The organism is Mycobacterium sp. 3519A, assembly GCF_900240945.1.
In the GTDB taxonomy this organism is placed as follows: domain Bacteria; phylum Actinomycetota; class Actinomycetes; order Mycobacteriales; family Mycobacteriaceae; genus Mycobacterium.
The window spans coordinates 2,557,866-2,572,697 of sequence record NZ_OESG01000014.1; the positions used below are offsets into that span (position 1 = coordinate 2,557,866).

Sequence of the window (14,832 nt, forward strand, 5' to 3'; positions counted from 1 at the left end):
CATTGGGGGCCCCGGGCACAGTCGATGTACGACCCTCCGCCGCCTTGGCCCGCCGGCTCGCCCGCACGACACCCGGAGTCATCGGCATCATCGCGCTCGCTGTCGGGGCGATCTGTGTGATCGCAGGGCTGGTGTGCGGCGGCCAACTCGACAGCAGGATCAACGAACGCAACTCGGTCCTCACCAGGTCCGAACCGTTCGCCTACGCCGCGCAGAACCTCTACGCCGCGCTGTCGGCGGCCGATGCCGCGGCGGCGTCGGCATTTCTGTCGGGCGGAATCGAGACCGGCCCGATGCGGGCGCAGTACAAACAGGCCTTGGCCCGCGCCGCGTCGGCGCTCGCGGATGCGACCGCAGGCAGCACCGATCTCGCCGCCCGCACTGCGGTGGCGGAGATCTCGGATCAGCTGACCGCCTATACGGGACTCGTCGAGGCGGCGCGGGCGAACAACCGGCAGGGCCATGTGATCGGGTCCGCGTACCTGCGCGAGGCATCGGCGTTGATGCAGACGTCGCTGCTGCCCGGTGCCGAGAAGATCTACACCGCCGACCTCGAGACGGTCGAGCGCGATCAACAGGCCATCGGTTCGCTGCCGATCATCAGCCTCGTGCTGCTGGCATTGGCCTTGGCGGCGATCGTCGTCGCCTCCGTCGTCATGTACCGCCGCACCAACCGGCAGTTCAACGTCGGACTGGTGATTGCCGCCGCCATTGTGTTGGTGGTGATCGGCTGGGTGGTGGTGGCGACTCAGTTGGCGGCGAACGAGATCGAGCACAGCCGCACCGAAGGCACCCAGCGCTTCGAGAAACTCGCGCAGGCCCGAATCCTCACCCAACAGGCCCGCACCGACGAGACGTTGGAGCTGATCTCCCGGGGAGACATCTCCGCGGCAGAGAAGTCGTTCTACGGCCACATGGACGAGCTGACCAAGCTGCTCGACGTGGCTCCTGCGGAAACCAAGGACGCCGTCGACAAATGGGTCGCCAGCCACCGACGACAGGTCGAGTTCTACAACAGCGGCGACTACCTGGCCGCTGTGGGGCAGGCGATCGGCCCGGACCCCGTGGCGTCTGCCGCGCAGTTCACCGCGGTCGAATCGAGCTTGCGCGACGGCATCGAACGCACCCGCGCGACGATGCGGGACCGGGTGGCTGCGGCGGGAGCATGGTTGGCGTGGAGTCCCACCGGGACTCTCGTGCTGATGGTGGTCGCCGCGTCAGCATCCGCGGTCGGCTTGTGGCCCCGCCTCAAGGAGTACCTGTGAAGACGCGAAAAGCATTGGCGGCGTGCGCTATCGCGCTGGCCACCGCGGGCTGCGGGTCCGTAGAGGCGCCGAGTTCGGTGTCCGTCACGCCGGTCGATCCGTTGCCGTCGGGCGCGGCGCAGGTCACGGCAGCGCCCGCAGGCGGAAGCGCGGACTGCGACAGGGAAGCCAGCCTGCGGCCGGGGGCGCTACCCGCGCCGGGTGCGATGCCCGCGGGCTCGACGATGGCGGAAATCGCCCAGCGCGGACGGCTGATCGTGGGTGTCGATCAGAACACCGACCTGTTCGGTTTCCGGGACCCGGCCACCGGACAACTGCAGGGCTTCGACATCGACATCGCCCGCGAGATGGCACGGGCCATCTTCGGGGATCCGGACCGGATCCAACTGCGAGTGGTGAACGCGAAGGAACGCGAATCCGTGCTGCAGTCCGGCGAGGTGGATCTGGTGGTCCGCACGTATTCGATCACCTGTGCCCGCAGAGAGAAGGTCGACTTCTCCAACGTGTACTACGAAGCCAACCAGAAGATATTGGCCGCGAAAGGTTCTGGCATCGACTCTGCTGCGGCGCTCGCCGATAAGCGGGTGTGCGCGGTGTCGGGCACGACGTCGCTGTCGAGGCTCTACGAACTCGACCCGAGACCGGCGATCTTCTCAGTGGCCACCTGGACGGACTGTTTGTTGATGCTGCAACAGGGCCAGGTCGACGCGATCAGCACCGACGATGCGGTGCTGGAGGGATTGGCGAAACAAGACCCGACCGTGGACGTGTTGGGGGAGAGCATCGCCAAGGAGCCGTACGGCGTCGGCGTCAACAAGCAGCGCCCAGACTTGGTGCGATTCGTCAACGGTGTGCTCGAGAAGATCAAGGCCGATGGCACCTGGCAGCGGCTCTACGACCGTTGGCTACTCCCGGAACTCGGGCCATCGGCGGGCCCGCCAGAACCGCGCTATCAGGACTGACCATGGGCGCACTGACCACCGATGAAATCGACCGCGAACTCGATTCGCGGACAGCGGAAGTCGCGGCGATGTCGGCGACGCTGGTCGAGTTGGACAGTCACCCCGGCCTCGAGCACGTGCGGGTGTATCCGCCCAAGGGGCTCACGGCACAGCGGTGGGACTCAGTCGAGAAGGCACTCGCCCAGTTGTGGGACGACCTGAACCGGATGACGTCGATCCTGGAATCGGCCCGCACGGTGCGCGCGCGCCGGTCGAAGCTCGACGACAGCGACCGCATCGAACTGACGCGGTTGCTGAGGGAGCCGACGCTGGAAGTGTCGCGCCAGCCGATTCCGTTGGCGCAGCGCACCATCAGCGGGCACGCAGAAACGGTCGAATACGTCGGGCTGGCCGACACGGCCGAGCGCATGCACGCGACGTATCCGGGCGTGGTCGACTTCCTCGACGCTGTCGACCGGGTCAACTCGCTGGTCGCCGAGAAGCTGGCCCCGACGCGGAAACTCCTCGACGCGGCGGGCGCACCCGAGCCCGAGCAGATGGCCGAGTTGCTCGAGATCTCCGCGACCGACCCACTGTCCCTGGCCACCCGCGACATCGAACAGCGCGTCACAGCCATCGCCGACAGTGTCGAACGCCGGTCGACCGAACTCGCGGAACTTGCTGAAATACAGTCGAATTGGGCGGGCGCGGTCGCGGCGGTGGCCAACCGACTCGACGAGTTGCGCGACGCGAGCACGCGTACAGCGCAGGTGCGCGGGTACGCCGTGCAGAAGGTGCTCTCCGGTACGTTTCCGCAACGCCGCGACGAACACCCGGCGCTACACGCCGAACTGACGTCCCTCACGGCACCGGACCCGAAGGCGCTGCGGTCACTGCGGCGCCGCGTCGAGGCGGCGCTGCAAGCCGCCCGCGACGAGGAGCAACTCGCGCAGGGACTGCTCGACCGGCGCACTGAGCTCAAGGGCCGGTTGACGGCCTACCAGGCGAAGGCCGCCAGGCTCGGACTGGGGGAGGACCGAGACCTGCTGGCCTGTCTGCGGATAGCGGAAGGTCTGCTGTCGCGGCGGCCGTCTGATCTTCGCGCCGTGACGCGCGCTATCTCGGACTATCAGCAGATGATCGCCGACAAGCGGGAGAAGACGGTATGAAATGCGCCGAGCCGGACTGCGACGGCACCGTCGTCGACGGCTACTGTGACGTCTGCGGTACGGCGCCGCAACCCGCTGCCCCGCAGGCGGTTTCGGTGGCAACAGCGCCAAGGCACTCGGCCCCGTCGGTGCGCACAGCTTCGGTGCGCACCGCAAGGAGCGCGTCGTCGCCGATGGGCAGCGGCCGCGGTCGCCTCGGTGCCGGGCTGGTCGAAATGCCGCGCATCCCAAGGGGTGATCCGTCCGCCGCCATCCTGACCGACCCGCAGGTCCCCGAGGCCAGCCGATACTGCGGCAACCACGAATGCAACAAGCCAGTGGGACGGCAACGGGACGGTAAACCGGGGCGCACGGAGGGCTTCTGCCCCGAATGCGGCACGCGATATTCCTTCGTCCCGAAACTGTCTCGCGGTGACCTGGTCGCCGGCCAGTACGAAGTCCAGGGCTGCATCGCACACGGTGGACTGGGTTGGATCTACCTGGCGACCGACCGCAATGTCGAGAACCGCTGGGTGGTGCTCAAAGGCCTGCTGAATTCCGGTGACCCCGAAGCGATGGCGGTGGCCAAAGCCGAGGTGCTCGCCCTCGCAGGCGTGGAACACCCGAACATCGTCCGGATCTACAACTTCGTCCAGCATCCCGATTCGGCAGGGGTGCCGGTGGGCTACATCGTGATGGAGTTCGTCGGCGGCACCTCGCTGAAGCAGATCCGGAAGGCCCGCGGCGCCCCGATCCCACCGGACCAGGCGCTCGCCTACATGATCGAGATCGTGCCTGCGCTGGGCTACCTGCACTCGCAGGGATTGGCCTACTGCGACTTCAAACCCGACAACGTGATGCAGACCGAGGACCAACTCAAGCTGATCGACCTCGGTGCGGTGATCGCGATGGACGACGAAGAGAGTGCGATCTACGGAACGCTTGGCTATCAGGCGCCCGAGATCGCCGAAACCGGTCCGACCGTCGCCACCGATGTGTACACGGTGGGCCGCACGCTCGCGGTGTTGGTGATGGATGTGCCGCAGGAGAAAGGGCGCTTCGTCGAGCACTTACCGGGCCCCGACACCGTGCCTGTGCTCGCGAGATACGAATCGCTGCACCGGGCGATCGTTCGGGCCACCCACCCCGACCCCGACTGCCGCTTCGAATCGATGGAAGTGCTCGCCGATCAATTGACCGGTGTGCTGCACGAGATCGCCGCGGCCGAGACGGGCGATCCGCAGCCGCGGATGTCGAGTCATTTCAGCCCGCAACGTGGGATCTACGGCGCGGGCATGGACCAACCGGTCGCCGTCGACGCGGTGATCGCCGCGCTTCCCGTTCCGGTCGTCGATCCCAACGATCCTGGTGCGGCGATCCTGGCCACGACGAGCGGGACCCCGCCCGCCCAGCTGGAGCACGCGCTGCAGATCGCCAGAACCGGTGCGCACCAAGCCAACAGGACCTCGGTGGAGGTGCCGCTGCGGCTGGTGCGGGCGTCGCTGGAGATCGGCGCGCCGGAGGGCGCGAGGAAACGGCTCGCCGAGTTGGAGTCCACGATTCCCGGCGACTGGCGACTGCGCTGGTATCGCGGACAGTGCGCACTGCTGGAGGGCGCCTACGACGACGCGGCCGCCGATTTCGAGGCCGTGCTGGCGGGGTTGCCGGGTGAGCTCGCCCCCAAGATGGCCATCGCCGCCACCGCGGAACTGAACGGTGCACGCGACGTCGCGGCGCGCTACTACGAGACGGTGTGGCGGACCGACCGCAGTTACGCCAGCGCGGCATTCGGGCTCGCGCGGCAGCGGATACATGCCGGGGACCGCGCAGGCGCCATCGCGGCGCTCGACGAAGTACCCACGGACTCAGCCCATTTCACTCCTGCTGCGGCCAGCGCCGTCGAAGTCCTGCTCGACGGCTCCGAATCGGCGAAGCTCGATGAGCAGACGCTGCTGGACGCGGGCAGGCGGGCGTCCGAATTGAACCTGGAATCGGCCGCCAAACGCGCGTCGATCCGGCTCGGGGTGTTGGGCGCCGCGCTGGACTGGCTGCAGGCAGGTCACCAGCCCAGCCTCGGCGGGCGACTGTTGGGTGCGGCTTTCGACGAACCCAGCATCCGCATCGGCATGGAACGCGGTTATCGCGAGCTGGCACACGAGGCCACCGACATGTGGGAACGTATTGCATTGGTGGAGAGAGCCAACCAGATCCGACCGAGGACGCGCGTATGACTCAGGCAGCCACCTGTCCGCACTGCGACACCATGGTGCGACGCGCCGACCGGTTCTGCGAAGGCTGCGGTGCCTCGCTGTCGGAGGTGCGTCGGGTGGCCATCCCGCGGCACGAAACCGCGAAAGATGCGCCGTGCGCCGACTGCGGCAACGCGGCTGACTTCGACGAGTACTGCTCGGTCTGCGGGCATCGCCGCGAGGAACCGGACCGCGACGAGGCCACCGTCGGTCCTGTCGTACTGGTCACCGACCGCGGTATCGAACACGCCCGCAACGAGGACGCCGCCGCGGCGGCAATCCTCCTCGGCGGTGACGGGCAACGACCGGAGGCGATCGTGGTGGCGGTGTGCGACGGCGTCTCGTCGTCGGACCAGGCGCAGATCGCCGCGGCCGCCGCATCGCAAGCCGGCGTGAGCGCCATGATCACCACACTGGCCGCGGGAAAACCGGGGCGGGCCGCCATGCTGGCCGGGCTGGATGCGGCCGCCGCTGCCGCCAGCGCCGCCGGTGGCGACGCCGCGTCGGCGCCGTCGTGCACCTACACCGCCGCCGTCGTCGTCCCCACGACTGAGGGCACAGCGCAAATCACCCTCGGCAACGTCGGGGACAGCAGGGCGTACTGGCTGCCGGAGCCGCCTGGCGAACCGAGGCAACTGACGGTCGACGATTCGTTGGCGCAGGAACTGATCACCGCTGGCGCTGCGCCGGATTCCTATGCCGTGCAACGCGGTGCGCACACGCTGACCCGGTGGCTCGGCGCCGACAGTGAACCGCAGCCCTGGTCGGACTCCAGCGTGCAGACGATCAACGCGGACGGGCCAGGCACACTGCTGCTGTGCAGTGACGGCCTGTGGAACTACCTGCCCGACCCGGCCGACATCGCCCGCTTCTGCAACGCCGCCGACCCGGGCGACGCCGCCAGGGCGCTGACCCAGTTCGCGTTGGACGGCGGAGGTCAGGACAACATCACCGTCGCAGTGATCCCGATCGGAGGGCCGAATGAGTTCGGCTGAGCAGCATGGTATTTCCGTCGATGTCGACCACAACCCATACCTCGCTGATGGCAGCGGAACGGTGGACGCGATCGTCAGCATCACCGCCGACGTGACGGCGACGGCCGCCGCGCCCGATCGGGTCGAGGCCATCATCATTGACTGCTCGACGTCGATGCAGGCACCGATCGAGAAGTTCGAAGCCGCCAAACGGGCCACCGCCGCCGCCATCATGGAACTCGTCGACGGAACGTATTTCACCATCGTCGACGGCACCGAGAAGGCCACCAGTGTCTACCCCAAAGAGGGGTTGGCGCGGGCGAGCACCGAGACCAAGGCTGCGGCAATGCGTGCCGTCGACGCACTCCGGCCGCACGGCGGCACCGCGATGGGAACATGGCTCGCGCATGTGCGCGGCATCGTCGGTCAGCGTAAAGGCGCGATCACCCATGCCATCCTGCTCACCGACGGCAAGGACGAGCACGAGACGCCGGAGGAGCTGGGCGAGGAGATCGGGCTCAGCGAAGGCGAATTCACCTGCGACTGCCGCGGAGTGGGTACCGACTGGGAGGTCGACGAGCTACGCGCGATCTCGACCGCACTGCTCGGCACCGTCGACATCGTCGCCGATCCCGAGGATCTCGCGGACGACTTCGCGTCGATGATGAGAGGGTCCATGGCCAAGGCGATTCCGACGCTGACGCTGCGGCTGTGGACGCCCGCAGGGGCGAGGGTCGAATTCGTCAAACAGGTGGCGCCGACCGTCGAAGATCTGACGCACCGCCGCATCGACGCAGGAAACCAGTGCGGGGAGTACCCGTTGGGCTCGTGGGGATCCGAGGACCGCGACTATCACATCCAGGTCGAGGTGGAACCGGCCGCGGTCGGCAGGGAGAAGCTCGCCGCAAGAGTGAGTGTCGTTGCGGGGCAAGATGTTCTGGGTGAGGGTCTGGTCAAGGCGGTGTGGACGGCCGACACCGCGTTGTCGGCGCAGATCAGTCGACGTGTCGCGCACTACACGGGCCAGGAGGAGTTGGCGCAGGCCGTGCAGGAGGGGTTGAGCGCGCGCAAGTCCGGAGATGTCCGCACCGCCACCGCCAAGTTGCAGCGCGCGATGGAACTGGCCGTCGAATCCGGGAACGACGGGACGGCCAAGCTGCTCAGGGGAGTGGTCGAGGTCGACGAACGCACCGGCACCGTTGCGCTGCGGCGTGACGTCGCCGCCGCCGATGAGATGGCTCTCGACGCCCGGTCCACCAGGACGGCCCGAGTCCGGAAGGAGGCGTGATGCCGACCTGCGTCGAGGGGCACACGTCGAAAGCCGCCGACTACTGCGATGTCTGCGGAGCCCCGATTGGAAGCGCTGCGGCGCAACCGGATTCGGCCCCGGCGGCCGAGGCCAAGGCCTGCCCGTCGTGCGGGATGCCGGTGACAGGCCGGTTCTGTGAGGCGTGCGGGCACGATTCGGCGTTGCCGGAACCGTCGGCCCCGTCGACGTCGGCAGCACCGATCTGGACGGCCGTCGTCACCGCCGACCGCGCCCTGTACGAACGCGTGCTGACCCAGGGCGGCCCCGAGACCGTCGAGTTTCCCCTGTACTTTCCCGAACGCCGGATCGCGCTGCAGGGCGAGAGCACGCTGATCGGCAGGGGCAACCGGAAACAGGGGGTGAACCCCGAGATCGACCTGGGCATCCATCCGGTCGACCGGGGCGTCTCGTCGCAGCACGCGGTGCTGCGGATACACCAGTCCGTGCTGACCATCACCGACCTGGGATCGACCAACGGGACCTACCTCAACGGCGACAACCGTCTGGCAGAAGGCGAGGAGACACCGCTGGCCGATGGCGACCGCATCCACATCGGCGCGTGGACCACGATCCGGATCGTCCGGGGCTAGATGTCGTACTCCCAGCTTTCGGCTTCCCAGCCGTTGCGTGATGAGCGGGGCCGCGACCGGTTCTCGGCCCGGGTGTCGCTCTCGTCGGCGCCGCGGTAGCGGACCCGCGACACCGGATGGTGCGTGCCGCTGCCGTTGCCGTTGCTGGAATGGGGCTCGCGCGGCGGATAGTCGTCGTAGCGGCGGCGCCGCTCCGGGCGTTCGTAGGGGGTGCGCCGCTCCGGTGGCACCGCCTTGCGGGGTTCGCGCGTCGACGACGAGCGGGACCGCCTGCGGGGCGGATCGGCCGGCGGCGGCTGATCGGTCTGCCGGGGCGGGCGGGGCCTACGCGGACGGTCGACGACGGGTTCGATGAGCTCGGTCTCCGGCGGGCGGGTGTGCCGGGAACGCGACGGTGCGGTCCGCTTGGTGGTCCGCGGGGTGCGGGCGGTGCCCTGAGCTGACCTGGCGGTTTTGGTCGCTCGGGTGGGCCGGTCGATGGTGTGCTTGCGGCGCGGCTCCTCAGCGGCGCCGTCCTCGTCCACGTCACCCGTCAGCAGCGACGACATCTTCGATGTGACCGACGACACACGACCGGATTTCGCCTTGGCGGGCGTGGTGTCCTTGGCGTCCTTGGCGGTGGACTGCCCAGCACCGCGTCGCGACGACATCGCGTAATACCAGCGGCCCAGCCCGATGAGCAGCACGGCCGCGGAGGTGAAGAACATCAGCGGGAACCGCTCGATCAGCGGATAACCGCAGTTGATCGCCAGGTCTTTGAGGCCGCCCAGTTGTCCGCCGTGGAACAGGAAGTACGCCGTCGGCACCGCGACGAACAGGATGAGCGGCGGCTGGATGACGGCGGTGAAGATCCCGGACTGGCGCACGGCGAGCACGGCGAAAACGCAGCCCAGCACATACAGCGCCGCGAACACGAGGTCCAGCTCTTTGTTACCGGAGCCCGCGTCGTATGCGAAGCCGACGGCGGTCATGGTGACGGCGAACAGCACCGCACCCCACCACGGAACGCCCGGGACGTTGGGGTGTGCAGAGCGGTGATCGGCCGGCACCGCCGACCGCGCGCGCTGAGCTGACACAGGTAGACCGTACCGGCTGTGACCAAATGTAGCTGTCAGCGCGCTTCTGGCGTGCCCGTCACAGTCTCCTAGACTCTGGTGCCTGTGGGCCTGAACCTCGGAATCGTCGGCTTGCCGAATGTCGGTAAGTCGACCTTGTTCAATGCGCTGACGCGCAACAACGTGCTAGCCGCCAATTACCCGTTCGCGACGATCGAACCGAACGAGGGTGTGGTGCCGCTGCCTGACCCGCGGTTGGCCAAACTCGCCGAGATGTTCGACTCGGCGAAAATCGTGCCTGCGCCGGTGACGTTCGTCGATATCGCCGGGATCGTCAAAGGTGCGTCCGAGGGGGCTGGGCTCGGTAACAAGTTCCTGGCCAACATCCGCGAGAGCGACGCGATCTGCCAAGTGGTGCGCGTGTTCACCGACGACGATGTCGCGCACGTCGACGGCAGGATCGACCCGAAGTCGGATATCGAGGTCATCGAAACCGAGTTGATCCTGGCCGACCTGCAGACGCTGGAGCGTGCGGTGCCGCGACTGGAGAAGGAGGCACGCACGCACAAGGACCGGCGGCCTGCGTATGAGGCGGCGGTGGCGGCGCAGGAGACGCTCAACTCGGGCACGACGTTGTTCGCCACGGGCGTGGATGCGTCGCTGTTGCGGGAGCTGAACCTGCTGACCACCAAACCGTTCCTCTACGTGTTCAACGCCGACGAGGCGGTGCTGACCGACGAAGCACGCGTGGCGTCGCTGCGCGAACTGGTGGCGCCCGCGGACGCGGTGTTCCTGGACGCGAAGATCGAGGCCGAACTGCAGGAACTCGACGACGAGTCGGCCGCCGAACTGCTGGAGTCGATCGGGCAGACCGAACGCGGACTGGATGCGTTGGCGCGGGCGGGTTTTCACACGCTGCGGCTGCAGACGTTCTTGACCGCGGGGCCGAAAGAGGCCCGCGCATGGACCATTCATCAGGGCGATACCGCGCCGAAGGCTGCTGGCGTCATTCACACCGACTTCGAGAAGGGCTTCATCAAGGCCGAGATCGTGTCCTACGACGACCTGGTCGAGGCCGGGTCGATGGCCGCCGCCAAGGCCGCGGGCAAGGTGCGGATGGAAGGCAAGGACTACGTGATGGCCGACGGCGACGTGGTCGAGTTCCGCTTCAACGTTTGACACTGCGGCCAGGGCGGTCGTTTGTCGCATTTTTGCGCCCTGGACGCAGAGTCAACTGCTTGGCGGCGCCCGCATGCCAGGATGTGCGCCATGGTGCTCGTATTGGTACACGGCAATCCGGAGACGGATGCGCTTTGGACACCGCTGGTCGACGCGCTCGGCCGCGACGACGTGGTGCGGCTGTCGCCGCCGGGCTTCGGAGCGCCGCTGCCCGAGGGGTTTTCGGCAACGTACCTCGATTACCGCGACTGGCTCGAGGATCAACTCGAGGGCATTGACGGCCCGGTCGATCTGGTCGGACACGACTTCGGCGGCATCCACGCGATGAACGTGGTGATGCATCGCCAGGAGCTCGTCCGCAGTTGGGTCAGCGACGTCGTCGGAACATTCGATCCCGACTACGAGTGGCACGAGCTGGCCCAGGTGTGGCAGACGCCCGGCGAAGGCGAGCAACTGATCGAGTCGTTCCTCGGTGGCACGCCGCAGGAACGGGCCGCCATGTACGCCACCGCAGGTATGCCATTGGAGGTCGGCACCGAGATCGCCGCGGGCCAGGGTCCGGAGATGGGCCGCGCGATCCTGCTGCTGTACCGCTCGGCAGCCCAGCCCGCGATGCAACACGCGGGACGGGATCTGGAGAAGGCGGCGGTCTGCCCGGGGCTTTCGGTACTGGCCACCGAGGACACCTACGTCGGATCCGCGCAGATGCGGCGTCGCGCCGCTGACCGGGCCGGCGCCCGCACCGAAATCCTCGACGGACTGGGGCACTGGTGGATGGTCGAGGATCCGGCCCGAAGCGCCGCAGTCCTCACGGCGTTCTGGGACGACCTCGACTAGCTTGTCGGTGGCCGCGGCTAGCGTGCGCGGCATGAAACTGGTTTCGATTCGCATCATCACCGCCGACGTGCAGCGCCTCGTCTCGTTCTACGAGGTGATCACCGGCGCCCAGGCGGTGTGGGCCAATGAACTGTTCGCCGAGATTGCCACCGCGGCGGGCACGCTGGCGATCGGCAGCGACAAGACGGTCGCACTGTTCGGCGCGGGATCCGCGGAACCGGCGGCGAATCGAAGCGCCATCACCGAGTTCATCGTCGAGGACGTCGACGCCGAATTCGAGCGGTTACGCGGCGAATTGACCGAGGTGGTCACCGAGCCGACCACCATGCCGTGGGGCAACCGCGCGCTGCTGTTCCGCGACCCGGACGGCAACCTGGTCAACCTGTTCGCCCCGGTCACCGATCAGGCCCGCGCTAAATTCGGCGTGTGATCCGCGATCTGCTCACCGTCTATCGCGACTACCTGGCGTGTCTGAACGCCCGGCGGTGGGACGAACTCGGACGGTTCGTGGCCGAGGAGGTTGTCCACAACGGAAAAACCCTCGGCCTCAGCGGCTATCAGGCGATGCTGTGCCGACACCGACGTCACACCAGACCTTCAGTACGTCCCCGAGATCCTGATCGCCGACGGCGACTTCGTCGCATGCAGGCTCTACTTCCAGTGCACGCCACAGCACGAGTTCCTGGGTCTCGAGCCGGCAGGACGCCGAATCTCGTTCGCCGAGCACGTGTTTTACCGGTTTGCTGACGGCCGGATCGCCGAGGTCTGGTCGTTGATCGACAAGGATGCGATTCGTGCCCAGCTCCCTCCTTTGCGGTCATAGCATTCGCTGATGAGTTTCGACGTCCCGCCGGACGCTTACGCACGGTTCATGGGGCGATACGCCGATCCGCTCGCGAAGGTCTTCGCGGCATTCGGCGGCGTGCAGGCGGGCGACAGGGTGCTCGACGTCGGCTGCGGGCCCGGCGCGTTGACCGCGCACCTGCTGTCCCTCGGCGCCCAAGTCGCCGCGATCGATCCCTCGCCGTCGTTCGTCGACGGACTTCACGCGCGGTTCCCGGACGTCGACGTGCGTCGGGGCACCGCAGAGCAATTGCCTTACGACACCGATGCTTTCGACGCTGCCTTCGCGCAGTTGGTGGTGCACTTCATGACCGACGCGGTGGGCGGCATCGCCCAGATGGCACGCGTGACCAGGCCAGGTGGCGTCGTCGCCGCATGCGTCTGGGACGGGCCGACCGGCGCGCTGGCCCCGTTCTGGGATTCGGTACATGTGATCGACCCAGATGCCGTCGACGAAGCACTGCTGTCGGGCGCGCACGCCGGGCACCTGACCGAGATCTTCGAGGCTGCCGGTCTGCACGAGGTGGACGAAGCCGCCATCTCGGTCGACGTGGTGCACCCGACTTTCGGCGAGTGGTGGCAGCCGTACACCTTCGGTATCGGACCCGCCGGCGAATACGTCCGCCGACTCGACGACGCCGGCCGCGCCCGCCTCGAATCAGTGGCCCGAAACCGCCTGGGAAGCGGTCCGTTCACGGTGACCGCGACCGCGTGGGCTGCCCGCGGCACGGTGTCAGGGTTATCGTGAGTTGTGGTCATTGACGACCCTTCCGAGTCCGGAAGTGAACTCGATCGTCGCGCAGCTGAGCTCGATGAGCGCGAGGCGGCCCTCGAGCGGCATGAGGCTGAACTGACCCGACGCGAGCATTTCGCAGCCCAACGCGACGAAATCGCCGACGAGCGGGACCGCATCGCCGACCTTCGCGAGGAGGCCGCAGACGAACGCGAGCGGCTCGCGGACGAACGGGAGGGCACCGCTGCCGCCAGGGAACGCGAGAGGCTGCAACGGGGAGACGACCAGTCGGAGCGCGAATCCGCGGCCGCGCGGCGGGAGCAGGCCGACGTCGCCAGGGAGATGGCCGAAGCCGAACGTCTCCAAAACGAGTAAATCTTCGACCCTGCTGTACTACCTTGTGTAGTAATCGAGCGGGGGAGGGATGATGCGGTTTTGCCGAGCGCTCCTGATCGTCGCACTGCTCGTGTCGTGCTCGCCGACCGACGAGTCGACCCCCTCGGCGCTGAAAACCATTGACCCACAGGCTTTTCAAGATGTCGTGCAGCGCGCCGCCACGAAACTGAAGGTGCCCGGCGCGATGGTGCTGGTGCGCACACCGAAGGGCGACGTCACCGCCGGCGTCGGCACCACCGAACTCGGCGCCCGAACACCGCCGACCGTCGACACCCACTTCCGCATCGCGTCCAACACCAAGACCATGACCGCCGCGCTGATCGTGCTGCTCGCCCAAGACGGCAAGCTGAAACTCAGCGACCCGGTGTCGCTCTACGTTCCCGACGTGCCGAATGGCGAAAACATCACCGTTGCACAGCTTCTGAAGATGCGCAGCGGTCTGTACGGCTATACGTTCGACCCCGCGCTCGCCGCCGCGATGGACGCCACCCCCGAGAAGGCGTGGACGCCGAAGGAGGCGCTGGCGATCGCGTTCCGGCACCCGCCGCTGTTCGCGCCCGACGCCTCGTACGACTACAGCAACACCAACTACGCGCTGCTCGGTGTCGTCGCGGAGAAGGTCGGCGGACGCCCGCTGGCCCAGCAGTTGCAGGAGCGACTGTTCGGCCCCGTCGGCCTGACGCAGACGTCGCTGCCCGCCGCCGACGACACCTCCATGCCTGCGCCCTACTCGCACGGCTACATGTACGGCGGAAGCATCTACGCGCTCGCCGACGTCGCCTATCCCGCTGACGTCCAGGCCGGCGCCGAAGCCGGCACACTGCGGCCGGTCGACTACACACACCAGAACCCCTCGTATGCCACTGCGGCCGGGGGAGCGATCTCCACCGCCGACGACCTGGCCACCTGGATGAAAGCGCTGGTCTCGGGCGAGGTGTTCAACGCCGACTCGCACCGCGAGTGGTTGGCCAGCCCGCAAGCCGAGGACCCCGACCGGCCCGACGGCCAGAAGTACGGCTACGGCATCTCGTATCAGCGGTTCGGCCCGGACGCCGCGATGTTCTATCACGGGGGCGAACTGCCCGGCTTCAACTCGTTCATGGGTTACGACCCGGACAACGATGTGGCACTGGTCATTTGGACGAACCTGACGCTCTCGCCCGACGGCAGAACGACGGCCCAGGCCATGCTGCCGACGATGCTGAACGAGATCTACGCGCATCTGTCGCTGCCCACCGAATGAGCCTGGCCGCCGCGAGGCTGTAGTTGCCGCGGAAAAGTGCGAGTAGACACCACGGCAACTACAGCCTCGA

Annotated in this window: 15 protein-coding genes; 14 read left to right on the forward strand and 1 reads right to left on the reverse strand. The window is 67.5% G+C overall.

From position 1 onward, the window contains the following. Window positions 1-44 precede the first annotated feature (44 nt). The 7 genes from C1A30_RS33605 to C1A30_RS33635 are packed head-to-tail and all read left to right on the forward strand — an operon-like array spanning window position 45 to window position 8,476. Window positions 45-1,265: a hypothetical protein gene (locus C1A30_RS33605; protein WP_235010324.1), complete on the forward strand. Its 1,221-nt coding sequence runs from the start codon at window positions 45-47 to the stop codon at window positions 1,263-1,265. Beyond that, window positions 1,262-2,227 (forward strand): glutamate ABC transporter substrate-binding protein, encoded by a 966-nt coding sequence (locus tag C1A30_RS33610; protein WP_235010326.1) that lies wholly within the window; start codon window positions 1,262-1,264, stop codon window positions 2,225-2,227. Before C1A30_RS33605 ends, C1A30_RS33610 begins: the two co-directional genes overlap by 4 nt. 2 nt (window positions 2,228-2,229) lie before the next feature. Continuing rightward, a complete protein-coding gene (locus C1A30_RS33615; protein WP_101952501.1) occupies window positions 2,230-3,375 on the forward strand; it encodes a hypothetical protein in 1,146 nt (381 codons plus the stop codon). Beyond that, entirely contained in the window at window positions 3,372-5,585 is a 2,214-nt protein-coding gene (locus C1A30_RS33620; RefSeq protein WP_101952502.1) for a serine/threonine-protein kinase, read from the forward strand. The genes C1A30_RS33615 and C1A30_RS33620 overlap by 4 nt, the downstream gene beginning before the upstream one ends. Then, entirely contained in the window at window positions 5,582-6,598 is a 1,017-nt protein-coding gene (locus tag C1A30_RS33625) for a PP2C family serine/threonine-protein phosphatase (protein WP_101952503.1), read from the forward strand. Before C1A30_RS33620 ends, C1A30_RS33625 begins: the two co-directional genes overlap by 4 nt. Then, window positions 6,585-7,865, forward strand: a complete 1,281-nt coding sequence (locus C1A30_RS33630) for a VWA domain-containing protein (protein WP_101952504.1) — start codon at window positions 6,585-6,587, stop codon at window positions 7,863-7,865. The genes C1A30_RS33625 and C1A30_RS33630 overlap by 14 nt, the downstream gene beginning before the upstream one ends. Beyond that, complete coding sequence (locus C1A30_RS33635; RefSeq protein ID WP_101952505.1) at window positions 7,865-8,476, forward strand: FHA domain-containing protein; 612 nt, start codon at window positions 7,865-7,867, stop codon at window positions 8,474-8,476. Before C1A30_RS33630 ends, C1A30_RS33635 begins: the two co-directional genes overlap by 1 nt. Here the strand turns inward: C1A30_RS33635 and C1A30_RS33640 are convergent. Beyond that, window positions 8,473-9,552: a DUF6542 domain-containing protein gene (locus tag C1A30_RS33640; RefSeq protein ID WP_101952506.1), complete on the reverse strand. Its 1,080-nt coding sequence runs from the start codon at window positions 9,550-9,552 to the stop codon at window positions 8,473-8,475. The two genes, C1A30_RS33635 and C1A30_RS33640, sit on opposite strands and share 4 nt — an antisense overlap. 84 nt (window positions 9,553-9,636) lie before the next feature. On the opposite strand from C1A30_RS33640, the gene ychF reads away from it, so the two are divergent. The 7 genes from ychF to C1A30_RS33675 all read left to right on the forward strand — a co-directional run bounded on the left by ychF (window position 9,637) and on the right by C1A30_RS33675 (window position 14,762). Beyond that, window positions 9,637-10,710 carry a redox-regulated ATPase YchF gene (gene ychF / locus C1A30_RS33645; protein WP_101952507.1) on the forward strand — a complete coding sequence of 358 codons (1,074 nt, stop codon included), beginning with the start codon at window positions 9,637-9,639 and terminating at the stop codon, window positions 10,708-10,710. A gap of 90 nt (window positions 10,711-10,800) precedes the next feature. Next, window positions 10,801-11,547 carry an alpha/beta fold hydrolase gene (locus C1A30_RS33650; RefSeq protein WP_101952508.1) on the forward strand — a complete coding sequence of 249 codons (747 nt, stop codon included), beginning with the start codon at window positions 10,801-10,803 and terminating at the stop codon, window positions 11,545-11,547. Window positions 11,548-11,578: 31 nt separating this feature from the next. Beyond that, window positions 11,579-11,977 carry a VOC family protein gene (locus tag C1A30_RS33655; protein ID WP_101952509.1) on the forward strand — a complete coding sequence of 133 codons (399 nt, stop codon included), beginning with the start codon at window positions 11,579-11,581 and terminating at the stop codon, window positions 11,975-11,977. A 90-nt stretch (window positions 11,978-12,067) separates the two neighbouring features. Then, the gene (locus C1A30_RS33660; protein WP_235010328.1) at window positions 12,068-12,370 is read left to right on the forward strand and encodes an ester cyclase; all 303 of its coding nucleotides are present in this window, start codon (window positions 12,068-12,070) and stop codon (window positions 12,368-12,370) included. Between the two features lie 9 nt (window positions 12,371-12,379). Then, the gene (locus tag C1A30_RS33665) at window positions 12,380-13,138 is read left to right on the forward strand and encodes a class I SAM-dependent methyltransferase (RefSeq protein WP_101952510.1); all 759 of its coding nucleotides are present in this window, start codon (window positions 12,380-12,382) and stop codon (window positions 13,136-13,138) included. Between the two features lie 3 nt (window positions 13,139-13,141). Next, window positions 13,142-13,498 (forward strand): hypothetical protein, encoded by a 357-nt coding sequence (locus C1A30_RS33670; RefSeq protein ID WP_101952511.1) that lies wholly within the window; start codon window positions 13,142-13,144, stop codon window positions 13,496-13,498. Between the two features lie 52 nt (window positions 13,499-13,550). After that, the gene (locus tag C1A30_RS33675; RefSeq protein WP_369974197.1) at window positions 13,551-14,762 is read left to right on the forward strand and encodes a serine hydrolase domain-containing protein; all 1,212 of its coding nucleotides are present in this window, start codon (window positions 13,551-13,553) and stop codon (window positions 14,760-14,762) included. Window positions 14,763-14,832 lie beyond the last annotated feature (70 nt).